Origin of the sequence: Sphingomonas sp. LT1P40 (assembly GCF_036663835.1) — a bacterium.
In the GTDB taxonomy this organism is placed as follows: Bacteria; Pseudomonadota; Alphaproteobacteria; order Sphingomonadales; family Sphingomonadaceae; genus Sphingomonas.
On the sequence record NZ_JAXOJT010000001.1, the window covers coordinates 505863 to 523658 of the forward strand.

16 protein-coding genes are annotated in these 17796 nt (G+C 66.4%); 5 read left to right on the top strand and 11 right to left on the bottom strand.

All coding sequences use genetic code 11. The features are described 5' to 3' along the window. Nucleotides 1–20 precede the first annotated feature (20 nt). The gene (locus U1702_RS02475) at nt 21–1136 is read left to right on the top strand and encodes a DUF3089 domain-containing protein (RefSeq protein ID WP_332721754.1); all 1116 of its coding nucleotides are present in this window, start codon (nt 21–23) and stop codon (nt 1134–1136) included. A 19-nt stretch (nt 1137–1155) separates the two neighbouring features. Here the strand turns inward: U1702_RS02475 and U1702_RS02480 are convergent, their stop codons facing one another. The 3 genes from U1702_RS02480 to U1702_RS02490 form a co-directional block, all read right to left on the bottom strand. Next, entirely contained in the window at nt 1156–2331 is a 1176-nt protein-coding gene (locus U1702_RS02480) for a glycosyltransferase (protein ID WP_332721755.1), read from the bottom strand. Between the two features lie 52 nt (nt 2332–2383). Continuing rightward, entirely contained in the window at nt 2384–2761 is a 378-nt protein-coding gene (locus U1702_RS02485; protein ID WP_332721756.1) for a hypothetical protein, read from the bottom strand. Between the two features lie 91 nt (nt 2762–2852). Further along, nucleotides 2853–3173 carry a glycine zipper 2TM domain-containing protein gene (locus U1702_RS02490; protein WP_332721758.1) on the bottom strand — a complete coding sequence of 107 codons (321 nt, stop codon included), beginning with the start codon at nt 3171–3173 and terminating at the stop codon, nt 2853–2855. Nucleotides 3174–3269: 96 nt separating this feature from the next. On the opposite strand from U1702_RS02490, the gene U1702_RS02495 reads away from it, so the two are divergent. Both U1702_RS02495 and U1702_RS02500 read left to right on the top strand, forming a co-directional pair. Next, nucleotides 3270–3689: a cupin domain-containing protein gene (locus tag U1702_RS02495; protein WP_332721759.1), complete on the top strand. Its 420-nt coding sequence runs from the start codon at nt 3270–3272 to the stop codon at nt 3687–3689. Between the two features lie 931 nt (nt 3690–4620). Beyond that, complete coding sequence (locus U1702_RS02500; RefSeq protein ID WP_332721760.1) at nt 4621–5172, top strand: DUF3885 domain-containing protein; 552 nt, start codon at nt 4621–4623, stop codon at nt 5170–5172. 33 nt (nt 5173–5205) lie between these two features. On the opposite strand, the gene U1702_RS02505 is transcribed toward U1702_RS02500, so the two are convergent. From U1702_RS02505 to dnaK, 3 genes are all read right to left on the bottom strand, one after another. Then, nucleotides 5206–7176 carry a serine hydrolase domain-containing protein gene (locus U1702_RS02505; RefSeq protein WP_332721762.1) on the bottom strand — a complete coding sequence of 657 codons (1971 nt, stop codon included), beginning with the start codon at nt 7174–7176 and terminating at the stop codon, nt 5206–5208. A 62-nt stretch (nt 7177–7238) separates the two neighbouring features. Continuing rightward, on the bottom strand, nt 7239–8375 hold the full coding sequence (gene dnaJ, locus U1702_RS02510) for a molecular chaperone DnaJ (protein WP_332721763.1): 1137 nt from the start codon (nt 8373–8375) through the stop codon (nt 7239–7241). Between the two features lie 61 nt (nt 8376–8436). Continuing rightward, the gene (dnaK, locus tag U1702_RS02515) at nt 8437–10347 is read right to left on the bottom strand and encodes a molecular chaperone DnaK (protein ID WP_332721765.1); all 1911 of its coding nucleotides are present in this window, start codon (nt 10345–10347) and stop codon (nt 8437–8439) included. 172 nt (nt 10348–10519) lie between these two features. Between dnaK and U1702_RS02520 the strand changes: the two genes are divergently transcribed. Then, nucleotides 10520–10948, top strand: coding sequence for a copper chaperone PCu(A)C (locus U1702_RS02520; RefSeq protein ID WP_332721767.1), 429 nt, complete (start codon nt 10520–10522; stop codon nt 10946–10948). Here U1702_RS02520 and U1702_RS02525 read toward each other — a convergent pair. The 3 genes from U1702_RS02525 to U1702_RS02535 are packed head-to-tail and all read right to left on the bottom strand — an operon-like array spanning nt 10923 to nt 13775. Next, entirely contained in the window at nt 10923–11642 is a 720-nt protein-coding gene (locus tag U1702_RS02525; protein ID WP_332721769.1) for an alpha/beta fold hydrolase, read from the bottom strand. The genes U1702_RS02520 and U1702_RS02525 overlap by 26 nt on opposite strands. Continuing rightward, nucleotides 11642–12184: a pseudouridine synthase gene (locus U1702_RS02530; protein WP_332721770.1), complete on the bottom strand. Its 543-nt coding sequence runs from the start codon at nt 12182–12184 to the stop codon at nt 11642–11644. The genes U1702_RS02525 and U1702_RS02530 overlap by 1 nt, the downstream gene beginning before the upstream one ends. 13 nt (nt 12185–12197) lie before the next feature. Further along, nucleotides 12198–13775, bottom strand: coding sequence for an ABC-F family ATP-binding cassette domain-containing protein (locus tag U1702_RS02535; RefSeq protein ID WP_332721772.1), 1578 nt, complete (start codon nt 13773–13775; stop codon nt 12198–12200). Nucleotides 13776–13863: 88 nt separating this feature from the next. Here U1702_RS02535 and U1702_RS02540 point away from each other — a divergent pair, with 88 nt between their 5' ends. Further along, entirely contained in the window at nt 13864–14334 is a 471-nt protein-coding gene (locus U1702_RS02540; protein ID WP_332721774.1) for a vgr related protein, read from the top strand. Nucleotides 14335–14348: 14 nt separating this feature from the next. Here U1702_RS02540 and U1702_RS02545 read toward each other — a convergent pair whose 3' ends face one another. After that, on the bottom strand, nt 14349–16076 hold the full coding sequence (locus U1702_RS02545) for a hypothetical protein (protein WP_332721776.1): 1728 nt from the start codon (nt 16074–16076) through the stop codon (nt 14349–14351). 120 nt (nt 16077–16196) lie between these two features. Then, complete coding sequence (locus U1702_RS02550; protein WP_332721777.1) at nt 16197–17786, bottom strand: hypothetical protein; 1590 nt, start codon at nt 17784–17786, stop codon at nt 16197–16199. Between the last annotated feature and the right edge of the window lie 10 nt (nt 17787–17796).

Here is a 17796-nt window from a genome sequence, read left to right on the forward strand (position 1 = left end):
ATAATTGGGGAGAGCATGCCATGATCTCGATCGCCGTACTGGCGCTTGCCGCCGCCACACAGACCGCCGCCACCGACTATCGCGAAACCGCAAACTGGCTCTGTCGCCCCGGTCGTGAAGATGCTTGCACCGTCAATCTCGATGCGACGGTGATCGCCCCCAACGGCAGTCGCACAGTCGAGCCGTTCAAGGCGGCCGCAAACCCGAAATTCGATTGCTTCTATGTCTATCCCACCGTCTCGACCGACGATGCGCCCAACAGCGACCTGAAGATCGACGATGCCGAACGCCGCGTCGCAATGATTCAGGCGGCGCGTTTCCGCAGCGTCTGCCGCGTCTACGCGCCGATGTACCGGCAGGTGACGCTGAAAGCGCTGCGCGAAGTGATGATGGGCAAGCCGATGACCGCCGATTTCGCCATCGGATACGCGGACGTGAAGGCCGCGTTCGACGATTATATGAAGCACGATAACAAGGGTCGCGGCGTCGTGCTGATCGGGCATAGCCAGGGATCGCGCGTCGTGACGATGCTGCTGGCCCAGGAATTCGACGGCAAGGAGGCGACGCGCGGGCTGATCTCCGCCATGCCGATCGGCGCGAATGTCGAATTGACGAGCGGGCAGCGCACCGGGATGCTCAAATCGATCCCGACTTGCGCCAGCGCCGACCAGACCGGCTGCGTCGTCAGCTATGTCAGTTTCCGCGCCACCGTCCCGCCGCCGCCCAAAAGCCGTTTCGCGCGCGCGGCGGCGGGGATGAGCGTCGCCTGCACCAACCCGGCGGCGCTGGGCGGGGGCAGGGCGGTGCTCGACGCCTATCTCCCGACCGGATCGTTGTCGTCGGCGCAAGGTGGCTTTGCATGGAGCAAGGGCGGCGCGCCGGTCACCACGCCATTCGTCAAGCTGCCCGGCATGATCGCGGGCGAATGCGTCGAAAAGGGCGGGGCGAGCTATTTCGAGGTGACGCTGAACGCCGACGCGGCGGATGCGCGCACCGACGAAATCCCCGGCGACGTGATGGCCGGCACGCAGCGGCTCGACGATTGGGGGCTGCATTTGATCGACGTGAACCTGGCGATGGGCGATCTGGTCAAACTGGCTGAGCGTCAAGCGGCGGCGTGGGAGACGAAGAAGTAGGTTTGTCCCTTTTGCGCGATCAAACCTTCTTCTGCTGAACCAAACCCGACAAATGATCGAATAGCCCCGCCCTATTCGCCTCCCACGTAAACCCCGCCGCCATCGCCCGCACCGCTTCACGCGGCGGCGGGTTCTCGATCAGTGCATCGATCGCGGCGGCGAACGCCGGAGCGTTGCGTACCACCACGCGCCCCGCATCCGGTCCGGTCACCACCTCCAGCGCACCGCCCGCATCCGGGATCACCAGCGGCGTGCCGCTTGCCAGTGCCTCGACCCAGGCATTGGCCAGCCCTTCCGACGACGACGCCAGCGCCATCACGTCCGCGGCGGCCAGCAACGGCGGCAAGTCGCCATGCGCCACGCTGCCCAGCAATTTCACCCGGTCGCCCACACCCAGCGCCGCGATTTGCGCCGCCAGCTTCGCCCGCTCCGGCCCGTCGCCCGCGATCAGCAGGTTCACGCCGCCCAGCGCCGCCACCGCGTCGATCACGATATCATGCCCCTTGCGCGGGATCAGCGCGCCGACCGATACCACCAGCGGCCCGTCCACGCCCAGCGCCGCCTTTGCCGCCGCCTGATCGCGCGGCGCGAACCGGGCGAGATCGACCCCGGTATGATGCACGCGGATGCGGTCGGCGGGCATGCCCAGTGCGACCATGTCGGCCTTCATCGCCTGTGACACGCACAGCAACCCGTCCGCCGCGCGTCCGGCAGCGGCCACTTGCCCCGCCGTCGCGGGCGCGCGACCCCAATGATGAATATCCGCCCCGCGCGCCTTGATCGATACGGGCACGCCGAAATGCCGCCCCAGCGCCACCGCTGCCGGACCGTCGGGGAAGAAGAAGCTGGCATCGATCACATCGAACGCGAAATCTTGGGCGATACGCGTCAGCAGCGGAATCAACCGCCGCACCAGCATTGCGACATGAAACCGCCCGCCGGTGCCCGGAATGTTGAGAAAGCGCGGCCGCCAGGTCTCAACGCCCTTCCAGTTCTCAAGCGGGGGCAGAGCGGCCAGCGCGGCATAATGCCGCGACCCCCGCAATGGCCAGGGCGGCAAGCCCAGCGGCGCGACGACCCGCAGCTGGACATCCGGGTGCGCCGCCAGCCCGAGCGTCTGCCGCTCCACGAACACGCCGAAATTGGGCCGCGACGTATCGGGGAACAGCGACGAAAGAGTGAGGACGCGGAGCATGGCTCCACGCGCTACACCCTTTCGGTTAACTCTCGATTAGGTCAGCACCGCCCTAGCGGCAGCGGACCTCACCCTTATCGACGGCGGATCCCACTGCGGCACCACCGGCTGCGCCGATGATCGTACCCAGTGCCTTGGATCCGCCCGGTGCGATAATGTTGCCCAATATGCCGCCTGCAATACCGCCGACGATCAGACCGGCCGTGCCGTCGTCGCGGCGGCAATAATAGCGCCCGTCACGCCCGACATAGACATTGTCGCCCCGGCTCAACCGGCGCTCGGAATAATTGCCGTCGCGGTAATAGCGCTGGGCATCCCACTCGCCGCCACGGTCACGACCCGCATAGCCGGGGCGGTCGCCGCCATATTGCGAGCACGCGCCGGTTAGTGTCATCGCAGCGGCACTCGCGGCGATCATGATCTTTCTCATCGGGTATCTCCCTTGATTCGTGGATGTTTTCCGAACGAAACGGGGCGCGGAAGTTTCCCTCCGCGCCCCGCAACGTTCTTGCTCGATTATTTTAGCGGCAGCGCTTCTTGCTCGTGCTGCGCTCGATCTCGCGGCCTGCGACGGCACCGGCGGCTGCACCCAGCAGCGTGCCGACCGTGCGGTCACCGCGCGTATCGACCGTGCGACCGACCAATGCACCGGCAACGCCGCCGACGACCAGACCGGTCGTGCCGTTCGACTTGCGGCAATAACGGCGACCGTCACGGCCGCGCCACTCGCGGTACTTATAGCCCTTCTTCTGCACGCCAGCCTCGGCCTGCGTCGTGGGAAGGACGAATGAGGCGGGGACCGCCAGCGAAAGGGCGCTGAGCGCCATCAACATGTTACGCATCTTATGTACTCCATCTCTACCTGAAACCATGCCACCCCAACGCGCACTTCATCGAACAGGTTTCATGAACGTAACATTTCGTGCAGTTCATCGGGGATGCAGGAAACTCAGTCGATCATCGCAGCCCTTGGCCTGACACCACATCCGGAGGGCGGATGGTATCGGGAGACATGGCGGGCGGTGAGCGAGAGCAGGTCTCCGGGCACCGCGATTCTGTACTTGCTGGAGGAAGGCGGTCGCTCGCATTGGCATCGCGTCGATGCGGACGAGCTATGGCTGTGGCATGCAGGCGCGCCGCTCGACCTGCTGATCGCCGACGAACATGACGCGGATCCCGCGACGATCACGCTTGGCGGCGATGTCCTGCGCGGCTATGCGCCCCAGGCACTGGTCCCGGCGACTCGCTGGCAATCGGCAGAGGCGCGGCACGGGTGGGCGCTTGTCAGCTGTATGGTCGTCCCAGGATTCGACTTTGCCGGGTTCGAGCTTGCCCCGCCCGATTGGACGCCGGGCTGAAACCCTCCCCATTATCCACGTTATCAACAGGTCGTATCAGCACGATCCCGCTTTGCGCGACTCGCATTCAGTGACAGCATCAGACTTGTAAGCGGACGAAGACGCGGCGAGAAATCAAAGCGAAATCAGAAGTTTGCGACGGACCGGCACGCGCAGTTGCCTTCGGGAAACTTGCATGTCGGTACGGGGACCACACCCCGGGAAACGGCCATGTCGAATGCGAAAGCGGACGACGCGGAACGAAACGGATCAGGGGTCCAAACATCCCAACGGTGCTTCGGTGCTGAAAGGGTGGGTTGCAGGGACGGCGAAGGTCTTCGGAACAACGCAAGGTCGAGTGACCAAACGCAACGTCGGCGCTTTCGGGCAAGGACGGGGCGGGTCGCAGGGACGGATCGGCGCTTCGGTGCGGATCAGGTTGGGCGACCGAACATGTCGCGGACGCCTTCGGGCATGTGCGATATGGGTGATCGGGGCAGGCGGGCGTTTCGGCGCAAGTCCAGCCGGATGACCATGCCGCGGGACACATGGCGACATGTGCCGCGCGAGGCCATCGCGGTGGAGCGGTCTTCGGACCATGCTCCGCCACGATGACCGGATCGCAAAACCGGTGCCTCCGGGCAGTGGCGGAGCAAAGGACATCGTGGCGGAAGGGGCTTTCTTCGGAAAGCTCCCCCGCCCGGTGACCGGAAAGCGAACGGTTCGCCGTTCGCGGACCACAACGCGAAGCCCGCTACCCTTGCCGGTATGGGCCGAGCATGCCGCCGACAACAGGCGCGCGCAGCCCCCTGTGGAGGCGCGCTGCCGGAAACGAGGCGACATGGGGGCTGGCGGAAACGCCGGCCCCCTTTTGTGTTGGGCAACGGTCGCTCTCATCTGGATAAGAATGAACGCTTGTGGCGGTGTGTCCACATTAGGGTAAGCGAGCATCATGGCTCTGGCATCGCCCCTTACTCGGCAATTTCTGGACGACTGGTCGCGATTTCACGCGGGACGGTTACCGCTTGGCTGGCTGCTGCGCCAAGACGTGCATCTGCCGTGGGTCCGGTTTCATGCGCTTCCGGAATCCAAGCGATATGCTGAAAATGACGAGGAGCGTTCGATCATTCTTCACCGTGCCAACGCACTCGCTGAGCGGCTGCTCGGCCTGGACTCGGGATGTTGGGTTATTGAAGCCCGATCGGCGGCCAGCAAAGGGGGTGGCGAGCTTGCGATGGAAGCAGCGGAAAGTGACGACCCCGACGGCTTCATATGGTCGTTTTATGTTCGGCTGGAGACGTGGCAGACTGGCAGATACGATCGTGAGCTTATGGCGATCGCCGACGATGACCCGAACCCCGTCATCTGGATGCGGCAAGGGGATGGCGCAATCTTCGCGCCCTATGACGGCGGGTTCGATTTGTTTCCGACCACGCGGAAAGCGGTCAGACTGCTGAAGTCACAGCAACCCGACTGGCTATCTAAACATCCGAAGGGACTCTAACGGCGGCCCTGAAGGTCGCGGGATTCGCCGTCCTTACTTCACCGCCTCGAACACATATTCCAGCTGGGCCTCGCGCACCGTCAGCGTCGGGCCGCTGGCGTTGCGGCCGACGACGAACGCGATACCCTGAACGCCGGGGGCGGTGGAAACGAAGCTGATCGTCCCGTCCGGATTGGCGCGCGTCGCCATCGTCGATGCGAACGATCCGAAATCGAATGTCACCGCGCCGCCCTTCTTCACCACGATCTCGCCCAGATCCTTGTTGCGATAGAGCAGGGCCAGCGCCGCGACCGCCTTTGGATCGGCCGGAATCGTCAGCACCTTGGCGTCGTTCAGATACCAGGTGTCCAGGCTCGCCGCCGCCGCGTCCACCGTCGCCACCGCTTCCGGTTTGCCGTCGTACAGCACCTCCAGCAACCGCCGCTTGAACGGGCCGAGCAGCTGCCGCCCGCTGTCCGAATTGGTCAACAACACCGCGCCGACCTTCGACCCGGGCAGGATGTACATCTGGCTCTTATACCCGGCCATCGAACCGCCGTGCAGCACCACGGTCACGTCGCTGGCGGTGTCGGTTTCCAGCCCCATGCCGTACATCGTGGTGTCGCCCGATTTCACATAGGGTTTGCGTCGCTCCAGCAAATTCGCCGCGCCGAATATGCGCGTGCCGTCCGCCTTCACGCCCTCGGCGATTTCGTTCTGCACGTACAGGATCATGTCATGCGCGTTCGACCAGGCACCGCCTGCGGGCCGCGCGGGCACGACGCTGACGTTGAAGCCGTTCTCGACCACCGCCGCCGCATTTTTCAGATCGCGGTCGTGCGGGGCCGCATGATTGCCCGCTTCCGCTCTGGCAAAGCTGAAGGTCGTGTCGCGCATCCCGATCGGGTCGAACACTTTCTCCTGTATCGCCCGATCAAACCCCGCACCCATCTCCATATCGGGATAGGCGACGTGCGCCGCGACATAGCCCGCCGCCGCCGCCAGCATGTTGCTGTACTGATAGACCTCACCGAACCCGCTGGTCGGCTGTGTCCCCGCGAGCGACGCATAGACCGCGCTTGCCGGAGTCTTGCCGTCCCAGTCGAAAATCCAGGGCAAATCCTTGCGCGGCAGCCCGGTGCACGCACATACCAGGTGCCGGACCTTCACCGACGCCGTCGTTTTGGCATCGCCCAGCTTGAAGCGCGGGTCGAGTTCCACCACCGGCTGATCCCACCCGATCTTGCCCTCGTCCGCCAGTTTGGCGAGCAGCAACGTCGCCATGCTCTTGGTGTTCGACGCGACCATGAACAGCGTCTTCGCATCGACCGGATCGGGCTTGCCCAGTTCCTTGACGCCGATCCCGCCTTCATAGACGATTTTGCCGTTCTCGATCAGCGCCAGCCCGACGCCGGGAATCTGCAGCTTCTTCATCGAGTCCGCGACGAACGTCTTCAGCGCGTCGATCCGCGCAGCGTCGAGCTTGTGCGCAGCCTTCCCCGCAAAGCTTTCCTTCACATAGCCCTTGGGCGCCAGCGTGTCGTAAATCTCGCCCAGTGCGGCCGATCGTTTGCCCAGCGTGGCAATGGCTCCATCCAGTGTCACGATCGTCCACTGTGTACCGGCACGAAAGGCGGTGGCACCTACGGCGCGCTTTTCGTTGGGCGACACGACATAGACATAGTCATAGCCCTCGGCCCAGCCGCCCTTGGCGGGCAGGGGGGTGCGAACCTCCAGCTTGCGGGCGAAGCCGGGCGCAACCCTTGCCCATCCTGCCACCACCGCAGCGTCGGCGTCCTTGGCCGCGACATCGACGATCGTGATCGTCAGGTCGCCCTCGGGTGCGGTCAGGATGACAGCGCCATCCTTCGCCGTCGCCACCCAGTCCTTCGGCACCGTGACCGGAACGCCGCTGACGGTCGCATAGGTTGGCTTGGCAGCGACACTTTGCGGCGTGGCGAGAACGGGCGCAGCAGTCAGCGCGCTCCCGGTCAGCAACAGGGCAGTGAAGGCGCAACGAAGCATGACGAATCCCCCCGGAATCAATGATCCGCGAAGATTACTTCACACCGGCACCAATGAAAAGATCAGCCCCCGACCGCCTTCTTGATCTTGTCGAAGAATCCGGTCGACATCGGGCATTCCTCGCCCGTTTCCAGCCCGCGGAATTCTTCCAGCAACTCGCGTTGCCGTGCGGACAGCTTGGTCGGGATTTCCACCTCGATCCGAACCACCAGATCGCCGCGTCCGCGCCCTTGCAGCACCGGCATGCCGGCCCCGCGCTGGCGTATCTCGCGCCCGCTCTGCGTGCCCGCATTGACGCGAATGACATGCACCTCGCCGTCTGGCCCGGGAATCTCGATCTCGCCGCCCAGCGCCGCGTCGGTAAAGCTCACCGTCGCGCGGGCGAACAGCGTCGTACCCTCACGCTCGAACAGTTCATGCTGCGAGATGTGCAGGAAGATATAGAGGTCACCCGGCGGGGCACCCCGCGCACCGGCCTCGCCCTGTCCGGTCAGGCGGATGCGCGTGCCGTCGTCGACTCCCGGCGGCACGTTTACCGCCAGCGTCACGGTCTTGTCGGTGCGCCCTTCGCCCCGGCATTCGCGGCATGGATCGGAAATCGTCTGGCCAGCACCGTGACAGGTCGGGCATGCGCGCTCGACCATGAAGAAGCCCTGCTGCGCGCGCACCTTGCCATGCCCGCGACACGTGCCGCACGTCTTGACCATCGTGCCCGGCGCGGCACCGGTGCCGCCGCACGGCTCGCATGGTCCGGACACGTCGATGGTGATGTCGGTCTGCTTGCCGTGGAAGGCGTCTTCCAGGCTGATTTCCATATCGTAACGCAGGTCCGCGCCGCGCCGCTGCTGCTGGCGTCCGCCACCGCCGCGCCCGGTAAACTCGCCGAACATCGATTCGAAAATGTCGCTGAACGCGTCGAACCCCGGTGCATGGCCACCGCCACCACCGCCACCACCGCCGCCAGCGCCGTTGCGATAGACGTCATGCCCATAGCGGTCATAGGCCGCGCGCTTCTGTGGATCCTTCAGGCATTCATAGGCTTCGCTGACCGCCTTGAATTTCGCCTCGTGATCCTTGCACCCGCCATTTTTGTCGGGGTGATACTTCATCGCCAGCTTGCGATACGCCGACTTGATCGTCGCATCGTCGGCGGTGCGCTCGATTTCGAGCAGCTCGTAGAAACTAACGTTGGTGGTCATAAACGCGGCCCCCATGACGACAGCCCGTCACCCCCGCATGCGCAGGGGTGACGGGTGTTGGTCATGCCTTGTTGTCGTCCACCTCGGAAAATTCGGCATCGACGACTTCTTCGTCGGCCTTGTTCTCCGTCGCGCCAGCATCAGCCTGCGGAGCGGCTTCGCTCTGCTGCTGCTTCTCATAGATCGCCTGGCCCAGCTTCATCGCTACCTGTGCGAGAGCCTGCGACTTCTCGTTCATCGCATCGGGCTCACCGCCCTCGATCGCCGACTTGGTCTCGTCGATCGCGGCCTGGATTTCGGCCTTCAGCGACTCGTCGACCTTGTCGCCATTCTCGGCGAGCTGGCGCTCGGTCGTGTGAACCAGCGATTCGGCGTTGTTCTTCGCTTCCGCACCGGCACGACGCTTCTTGTCCTCTTCGGCGAATTGCTCGGCGTCGCGGACCATCTGGTCGATATCGGCGTCGGACAAACCGCCCGAAGCCTGAATGCGGATCTGCTGCTCCTTGCCGGTGCCCTTGTCCTTGGCCGACACGTTGACCAGCCCGTTGGCGTCAATGTCGAAGATCACTTCGATCTGCGGCACGCCGCGCGGGGCGGGGGGGATGCCGACCAGGTCGAACTGACCCAGCATCTTGTTATCCGCCGCCATTTCGCGCTCGCCCTGGAACACGCGGATCGTCACCGCCTGCTGATTGTCGTCAGCGGTGGAATAGACCTGCGACTTCTTGGTGGGGATCGTGGTGTTGCGGTCGATCATGCGGGTGAACACGCCACCCAGCGTCTCGATGCCCAGCGACAAGGGCGTCACGTCGAGCAGCAGCACGTCCTTGACGTCGCCCTGCAACACGCCCGCCTGAATCGCGGCGCCGATCGCCACGACTTCGTCCGGGTTCACGCCGGTGTGCGGCTCCTTGCCAAAGAATTCCTTCACGATCTGGCGCACCTTGGGCATGCGCGTCATGCCGCCGACCAGAACGACCTCGTCGATCTGGGCCGCCTTCACGCCCGCATCCGCCATCGCCTTGCGGCATGGCTCCAGTGTGCGGGTGATGAGGCCATCGACCAGCCGCTCCAGCTCGGCGCGGGAGAGCGACTTCACCAGATGCTTCGGCCCATTGGCGTCGGCGGTGATGAAGGGCAGGTTCACTTCCGTGGTCTGCGCGCTCGACAGCTCGATCTTCGCCTTCTCGGCCGCTTCCTTCAGACGCTGGAGTGCCAGCTTGTCCTTGGTCAGGTCGATGCCTTCGGCCTTTTTGAACTCGTCGGCGAAATACTGGACCAGCAGCGTGTCGAAATCCTCGCCACCCAGGAAGGTGTCGCCATTGGTGGCCTTCACCTCGAACACGCCGTCACCGATCTCCAGGATCGAGATGTCGAACGTGCCGCCGCCAAGGTCATAGACCGCGATCGTCTTGCCGTCGGTCTTTTCCAGACCATAGGCCAGCGCCGCCGCCGTCGGCTCGTTGATGATGCGCAGCACTTCCAGACCGGCAATCTTGCCCGCGTCCTTGGTCGCCTGACGCTGGGCGTCGTTGAAATAGGCCGGCACGGTGATGACGGCCTGCGTCACGGTCTCGCCCAGATAGCTCTCGGCGGTTTCCTTCATCTTTTGCAGGATGAAGGCGGAAATCTGCGACGGCGAATAATCCTCGCCACCGGCCTTGACCCACGCATCGCCGTTCGGACCCTTGGCAATGGTATAAGGAACCAGCTCGGTGTCTTTCTTGGTGATGGGGTCGTCAAAGCGGCGGCCGATCAGGCGCTTCACCGCGAAAATCGTGTTGTCGCCGTTGGTAACGGCCTGACGCTTGGCGGGCTGGCCGACCAGCCGTTCGCCATCCTTGCCGAATGCGACGATCGACGGCGTGGTGCGCGCACCTTCCGCGTTTTCGATAACCTTGGGTTTGCCGGCTTCCATCACTGCGACGCAGCTGTTGGTGGTGCCGAGATCGATTCCGATAACTTTTGCCATGAGTCCTCTGGTGGCCCCCGTGTTCTGATCAAAGTTTCAATACGTTACCGCGCCCCTGAAGCGGCAACGCGGCGGTTACTGGTGGCGATATAGGTCGGCGTCGCCTTGCCGCAAGCACCCGTCGCGCATAGGGAATTCAGGAAAGTTCCCGATTCTGGATGGGAGTCACTGAATGCATAAGGTTTTTGCGGCGATCGTGGTGCTGGCCGCGCTGGCGGGCTGCCAACAGGCTGAGCTGTCGGCGGACGAGGCATGGGTGCGCCTGCCCGCCGTTCAGGGCCGCCCCGGCGCGGCATATTTCAACGTCAAGGGCGGGGGCAGCGCGACCAGCCTCCTCGCCGTCTCCACCGCCGCCGCCATTCGCACCGAATTGCACGAGATGAAGCATGAAGGCGGCATGATGACGATGAAGCCGCTCAAGGACGTCGCCATCCCGGCCGGACAGACGGTGAAATTTGCCCCCGGCGGCAAACACGTCATGCTGTTCGACATTGCCCCCACCGTCCGTGCAGGCACCACCGTCCCGCTGCGCCTCGCCTTCGCCGATGGCCGCACGGTCGAGGTGACGGCGGCGGTCAAGGCTGCGGGCGACGCGAACTAGCGGCTGACAACCACTCGACAATATGTCGATTGAGCGCGGTCGGCTGTTCGGCGGGCAACATATGGCCCGAATCGGCCACGACCGCGAGCCGGGCATGGGGTATCGCGGAGGCGATGGCCGCGTGTTGATCGGGCGGGCTCCAGACATCAAGCGCGCCGACCGCCACAAGCGTCGGGCAATCGATCTGGGGCAGCAAGTCGTCGAGCGGAGGACGTGAAAGGAGCGCTTCGACCTGCGCGGCGAACGTATCGACCCCCGCTTCGATGCACATTTGCCGCAACTGTGCGATCAGTTCGCCACGATCCCGCCGTCCCGGCGCGACCATCGGCGGAAGCCAGCGATCGACCAGCGCTTCCATCCCGCCAGCCCTACCCAATGCCAACAATGCGTGGCGCTTTTCGGCCTCGCCCGGTTGCACCGGGTGCGTGCCAGTGCTGACCAGCGCAAGCCGTTCGACCCGATGCGGCGCCTGCCGAAAGACTTCCAGCGCGACGCGCGCGCCCATCGAATGTCCAAGTAGCGACATGCGTTCCGGTCCGTCGTCCAGAAGCTGTTGCGCCATGTCGGTCAGCGAACTGCTATCGCGATAGCCATTCCATGCGATTGCGCCGGGGAACACAGCGGTCTGGGCCGCGAAGATATTGGCGTTGCAAATCAGTCCCGGGAGTAAGACCAGCGGGGCGGACATTTCCATCACAACCCGACCTCCCGCCACGCTCCCGGCTCAACCCCCTCCAGCGTCCACTCCCCGACCCGCCACCGCACCAGCCGCAACGTCGGATGCCCCACCGCCGCCGTCATCCGCCGCACCTGCCGGTTGCGACCCTCGCGGATTGTCAGCGAGATCCAGCAATCCGCCACCGTCTTGCGAAACCGCACCGGCGGGTCGCGCGGCCACAACTCCGGTGGATCGATCCGCTCGACTTCCGCCGGCAACGTCATCCCGTCCTTCAACCGCACCCCGCGCCTCAGCGATTCAAGCGCCGCCTCGTCCGGCTCGCCCTCGACCTGCGCCAGATAGGTTTTCGCCGTCTTGAACTTCGGGTCGGCAATCCGCGCCTGCAATCGCCCGTCGTCGGTCAGCAGCAGCAACCCCTCGCTATCCTGATCCAGCCGCCCCGCCGGATACACGCCCGGCACATCGATATAGGCCGCCAACGTCGGACGCGGCGTGCCCTCATCGGTGAACTGGCACAGCACGCCATAGGGTTTGTTGAACAGGATCAGGCGGGACATGGGCGGCGCTGTATCACGTCCCGACATCCAGCGCGCGGGTCACGCCGATCGCATCCAGAAACGCCGTGTCGTGGCTGACCACCAGCAACGCGCCGTCGAACGCCGCGAGTGCCGTCTCCAGCACCTCCAGCGAATCCAGATCGAGGTGATTGGTCGGTTCGTCGAGCATCAGCAACCACGGCACCGCGACGCCGCCCAGCACGCACGCCAGCCCCGCGCGCAGCCGCTCGCCACCGGACAACGCACCCGCCAGCTTCAGCGCATCGCGGTTGCGGAACGCGAAGCGCGCGCACGCCGCATGTGCCTCGCGCTCATCCAATGCGGGGTTCAGCCGCCGGAAATTGTCGAGCACGCTGGACTCGTCTTCCAGCAGCGCGACATGCTGATCGAGCATTGCGATTCGCCCCTCCGCGCGCACGATGCTGCCCGAAGCAGGAGCAATTTCGCCCGCCGCCACGCGCAACAGGCTCGTCTTGCCCGATCCGTTCGATCCCGTCACCGCCACCCGCTCCGGCCCGATAATCTCCAGCGACCACGGCCCGAGCAGGCGAGTTCCCGCCGCGACCGTCACCGCATCCAGCGCGAGCAAGCGCCGGTTCGCCGGCAACCCGCTTGGCGGCAGTTCGATCGTCAGCGGCGTCACCACCTCCACCGCCTCCCGCGCCGCCGTCAGCCGGGCCTCGGCCTCCGACCCCGCCCGCTCGGCCAGCTTCTCACCGCGTCCCGCGCTGTTCTCCGCCCGCTGCTTCTGCATTCCCATCAGGATTTTCGACGCCGATCCGCTCGCGGCATAATCGCGCCCCGCGCGGTCGCGCCGCGCCTGTTGCTCACGTTGCTCTTGCGCCGCTCGCCCTGCGATCCGTACCGCACCGTCCGCACGGTCCAGTTCGGCCTCGACCCGCGCCCGCCGTTCCGCCCGCGCCGCCGCAAACTCGCGCCACCCGCCGCCGAAAATCTCGGTGCCGATCGGCGACAGCTCGACGATGAGGTCCATGCCCTCCAGCAGCGCGCGGTCATGGCTCGCCACCATCACGCCGCCACGCCACCCGGCGATCAGCGCCGCCACCGCCGCGCGGCCCGCTGCATCCAGATTGTTGGTCGGCTCGTCCAGCAACAGCAAATCGGGTGCCTCCAACGCCAGCTTCGCAAGGCCCATCCGCATTCGCTCGCCACCCGAAAGCGTGGCCATCGACCGCCCGGTATCGACATCGCTCAGGCCCGTTTCTGCCAGCGCCGCCTCGATCCGCGCGGGCAGGGTCCAGTCCGCCTCGGCAAAATCCCCCTCGTCGCCATTCCCCGCCTCGATCCGCGCCAGCCGTGCCAGATCGTCCGCCACGCCCAGTGCCTCGGCCACTGACAGCGCAGGATCGAACGCCTGCGCCAGCACACCGACCCGTCCGCCCAGCATCACGCTGCCTCGCACCGGCGCAATCTCCCCTGCCACGATCCGCAGCAATGTCGATTTGCCCGATCCATTGCGCCCGACAATGCCAACCCGCTCGCTGCCAACCGACAGCGTCAGGCCATCGAACAACGTGCGCCCCTCGGGCGTGGCGGCGGTCAGGGAGTCGATCGTGAGCAGGGCGGACATGGGTCACCGGAAGCAGAAATGAAAACGCAAAGGCAATCGCGTTCGCGCGTGACCTCCGGCGCGACGGACCCTATCTGATACACCGATCATGACCGCGCAACCACGACCCCTCACACCCGGCGAAATCGCGCTGGCCCGCACCGTATTCGGTGACGCGATCGACTATGATCGCGCGCGCATCGCCAATCGCAAATGGATATTCTTTCAACCGAAGCGTGTGACGATGGCCCCGCTGGGCTGCATCTGCTTTCACCCGAAGGGCGGCCTTTACCGCGACGATTTCGCCGACGCCGGACGCGATTTACAGGGGCTGCTGATCCACGAGCTGGTACATGTGTGGCAGCATCAACAGGGCATTTTCCTGCCCCTGCGCCGCCATCCTTTCTGTCGCTACGACTACAGCCTGAAACCTGGCTGGCGGCTCGCGCGCTACGGGCTGGAGCAACAGGCGGAGATCGTCCGCCACATCTTCCTGTTGCGAAACGGCGCGCACCTTCCGGGCGCGCCGCCGATGGAGCAATATCGCGGCATCCTGCCCTTCGCGGGGACGCCGGTTTAGCGTCCCGTAAGCGATTAGTCGCGCTGACGCCGTTCGCGGCGCTCGCCACCACCGCCACCACCGGGCCGGGCCTGCGCGCCCGCCGCCGGTTGCGGACGCGGGGCGGGTGCCGCCTGACGCTGCTGCTGACGCTGTGATGCAGCTTGCTGACGGGCGGCCTGTTGCTGCTGGCGTTGCGCGGCTTGTTGCTGGCGCGCCGCCGACTGTTGCTGCTGACGTTGCGCAGCCTCTGCCTGACCCGCCGCCTGTCTTTGCTGGCGCTGAGCAGCCATTTGCTGCTGACGCGCCGCCGCCTGTTGTTGTCGCGCGGCACCCTGTGTCGCACGGCGTTGCTCGACTTGCTGGCGACGGCCTGCGTCCGCCTGCGCCCGCCGCTGCACCGCCGCTTGCGACTGGCGCTGCTGCATCTGCTGCTGGCGCGCAGCTTGCGCCTGCGCGCGTTGCTGCTGGCGCGCCTGTGTCGCGGCGGCGCGATCGGGTCGCTGCGCTTGCTGACGCTGGGCCTGTTGCTGTGCGTGCTGTTGCTGGCGAGCCGCCTGAGCTTGCGCACGCTGCTGTTGCCGCGCGGCATTGCCCCTCTGCTGGTCAGCGGTCTGGCGTTGCACCTGACGCGCGGCGCGTTCGGCCTGACGAGTTGCCTGTTGCTGCTGTCGCGCCTGTGCCTGTTGCTGACCGCCGCGTGCGCCGATCCGCGCGTCGCGCTGTGCCGCGCGTTCGGCCTGTCGCTGCTCGCGGATCACCGTGCGGGGCGGTTCGCCATTCTGCGCCTGCTGCTGCCGCGCCGTCTGCCGAGCCTCGCGCAGCTGTTGCTGCACGCTCCGGTCCTGCCGCTCGGCACGCGCGGTCTGCTGCTGTGCCCGCTCGGTCTGCCGCTGCTGGCGTGCATACAGGTTCGGCGCATCGCCGCGCAGCCCCTGCTGCTGCCACCCGGCAAAGCGCTGCGAAGCCTGACGCCGCGCCTGACGTTCGCCGCGAAGCTGCTGGCGCTGTGCCTGCACCGTGTCGCGCTGACGCCATTCGCGCCATCCCGGCTGGTTCTCGCGCGCCACTTCCCAGCGTTGCTGCGCCCGCACGATCGCCGGACGCCGCGCCGCCCAGACGGGGGCCGAAACCCCGCGCCGGTCGCGCCGTGCTGCGCGCCGCAAATTCTGCGCGCGGGCATAGTAACGCGAGCCATAATCCGCCCGCTGCGCCATCAACGCCAGCGGCAGCAGCGCACCACCGGAGTCATAAATCGCGGCGATACGCCCGTCGGAATAGCCATAGCTGTAATAGGGATCGCGCACGAGATACGGATCCTCCGCACCCGGTTCGTAATAATAATATCGATAGCTGTCGTCGCCGATCGGCTCGGCATAGGTGGTATAACCACCGGCCGCTTCCCAGCCCCATGGTTCGACATCGTCATAGCCGAACCCGTAATCGGGCGGCGCATCGCCGATCGTGTCGAACACGGTGTCGGCGCGGTCGATCCAGGCATAGCCCTGATCGCCCGGATCGGCATAGGACAGGCGGCGCGCGGCGGGCAGCTGCTCGGCGGGGGGTGCCATGGCCAGATCGACGGCCTGGTCGGTCATCGGCAGGGCTTCGGGCAGCGGCGGCAGCGCTTCGTTACCGAACGCCGAATATTGCGCCTGCTCGGTCGGCTGCTCGCTGCATGCGGACAGCGCGATCAGCGCGGCCAGCGCGCTGCCGATGGCAAGGCGCGATCTGGCGCGGAAACGGGCGGGTCTGAACATCATCAATCTCCACTACGCCCCCGCCAATAAACCCCGAATGCGAACGGGTTGCCACGGCGCGCCTGAACTCGCCGTGGCCATGCCGTTCATGGGAGGTATTGGGAGCGCGGCCGGTGCCGTGCCCTATTGCGGTTCGGTCGTATCGCGCGGCGGCTCCAGGCGCGGCGGCGGTGGTGGCGGTGGCGGTGGCGGTGGCGGAGCGGGAGGTGCCACGCGAACCACCGGCGGCGCGGGCGGTACATAGGCGGGTCGCGGCGGCGGCGTGTAGCTCGGCGCGGGCGGCTCGGCGCGGCGCTCGTATCGCGGCGCGGTCGGCACGGGTGGCGGGCTGCTTACGGGCGGCGCGGTAAAGGCCGGTGGGGCCGGTGGGAGGCGCGGCTGGAACTGCGGACGCGGTGCCGGTTCGGGGCGCGGGGCTTCCGTCACGACCGGTCGCTCCCGGCGAGGTCTGTCGCCGCCTGTAATCCGCTCGATCGGGCGCGCATCCGGCACGGCGGGCGGCGTCGGGGGCGGGGCTGGCGGGGCGGGGGGCGGCACCACCGCAACCGGGGGTGGCGTATAGACTGGTACAGGCGGCGCGGGCGGCGGCGTCTGGCGTGGCGGACGTACGACCGCGCCGGGTCCCGGCATTTGCGGACCGGGCGTCACCACCGCCGGACGTCCCGGATTGCGGCCACCGGTTTCACGGTCGTCGCCGTCGCGCCGGGGACGGCCCTGACCGGTTCCCGGTGCGCCGGTGACCGGTGGACGCGGCGGCCGCCCGGCTCCAGGCTGTCCGGAAGGCGTTCCCTGCGGCGGACGCGGTGGGCGGCCGGCACCCGGCTGTCCCGGCCCCGCACCGGGGCGCGGCGGACGCACCCCGCGTCCTGGCCGCTGCCCGCCGTCTCCAAAGCGCGGCGGCGGTCCCTGAAATCCTTCGCGCTGCCACCGCCGGAACCGGTCGCCCGCGCCCCAGCGCCAGTCGCGCTCGCCCGACAGATTGCCGCGCCCGCGCACCGAACCCGGCCGCCCACGCCAGCGCTTCCAGCCATCGTAACGATCCCGCCCGCTCGACCAGCGCAGCCGGATTTCGATCAGCACCGGGATTTGCTGTGCCCAGTAACTCGCGTCGATCGCGTCCCAATTGTCCTCGACTTGCGCCGCGCTGCGCAGCGCCCGTCCCCGCGAATAGAGCCGCGTCGCCAGCGCGATCTGAAGATTGCCCTCGCCGCGTGGCAGCACGCGCCCGTCGCTGTCATAGACGACGGCCAGCCGCCCGTCGCGATAGCCGAAGGTATAGCGCGCATCCTGCACCACGAACGGTACCGCGCTGTCCGGCTCGAAATAGTAAAAGCGCAAGGCTCCGTCGCCCAGTGGCTCGGCATAAACCTCATGCCCCGTGCCGGTGCGCCATCCCCATGGTTCGCCGCCGTCATAGGCAAAGGTAAAGTCCGGCGGCGCGTCGCCGATCGCGTCGGCCAGCGCATCGGCATTGTCGATCCAGTAATAATCGGCCTCGTCCGTGCTCACCACCGGTTGCGGCACCGGCGCCGTCGGCGCTGTCATCGGCGGCGTTGGATAAGCGGAGGGGGACGGCGGCGGCGGGGTATAGGGCCGGGGCGGCGGGGTGTAGGCCTGCGGGGGCGGAGTATAGGCTCGTGGCGGTGCGGGATCGGCCGGCACCGTCGCACATCCTGCCAGCCCCAGCGCGATCGCACCTGCGCTCGTCATCATTCCCGGTCGC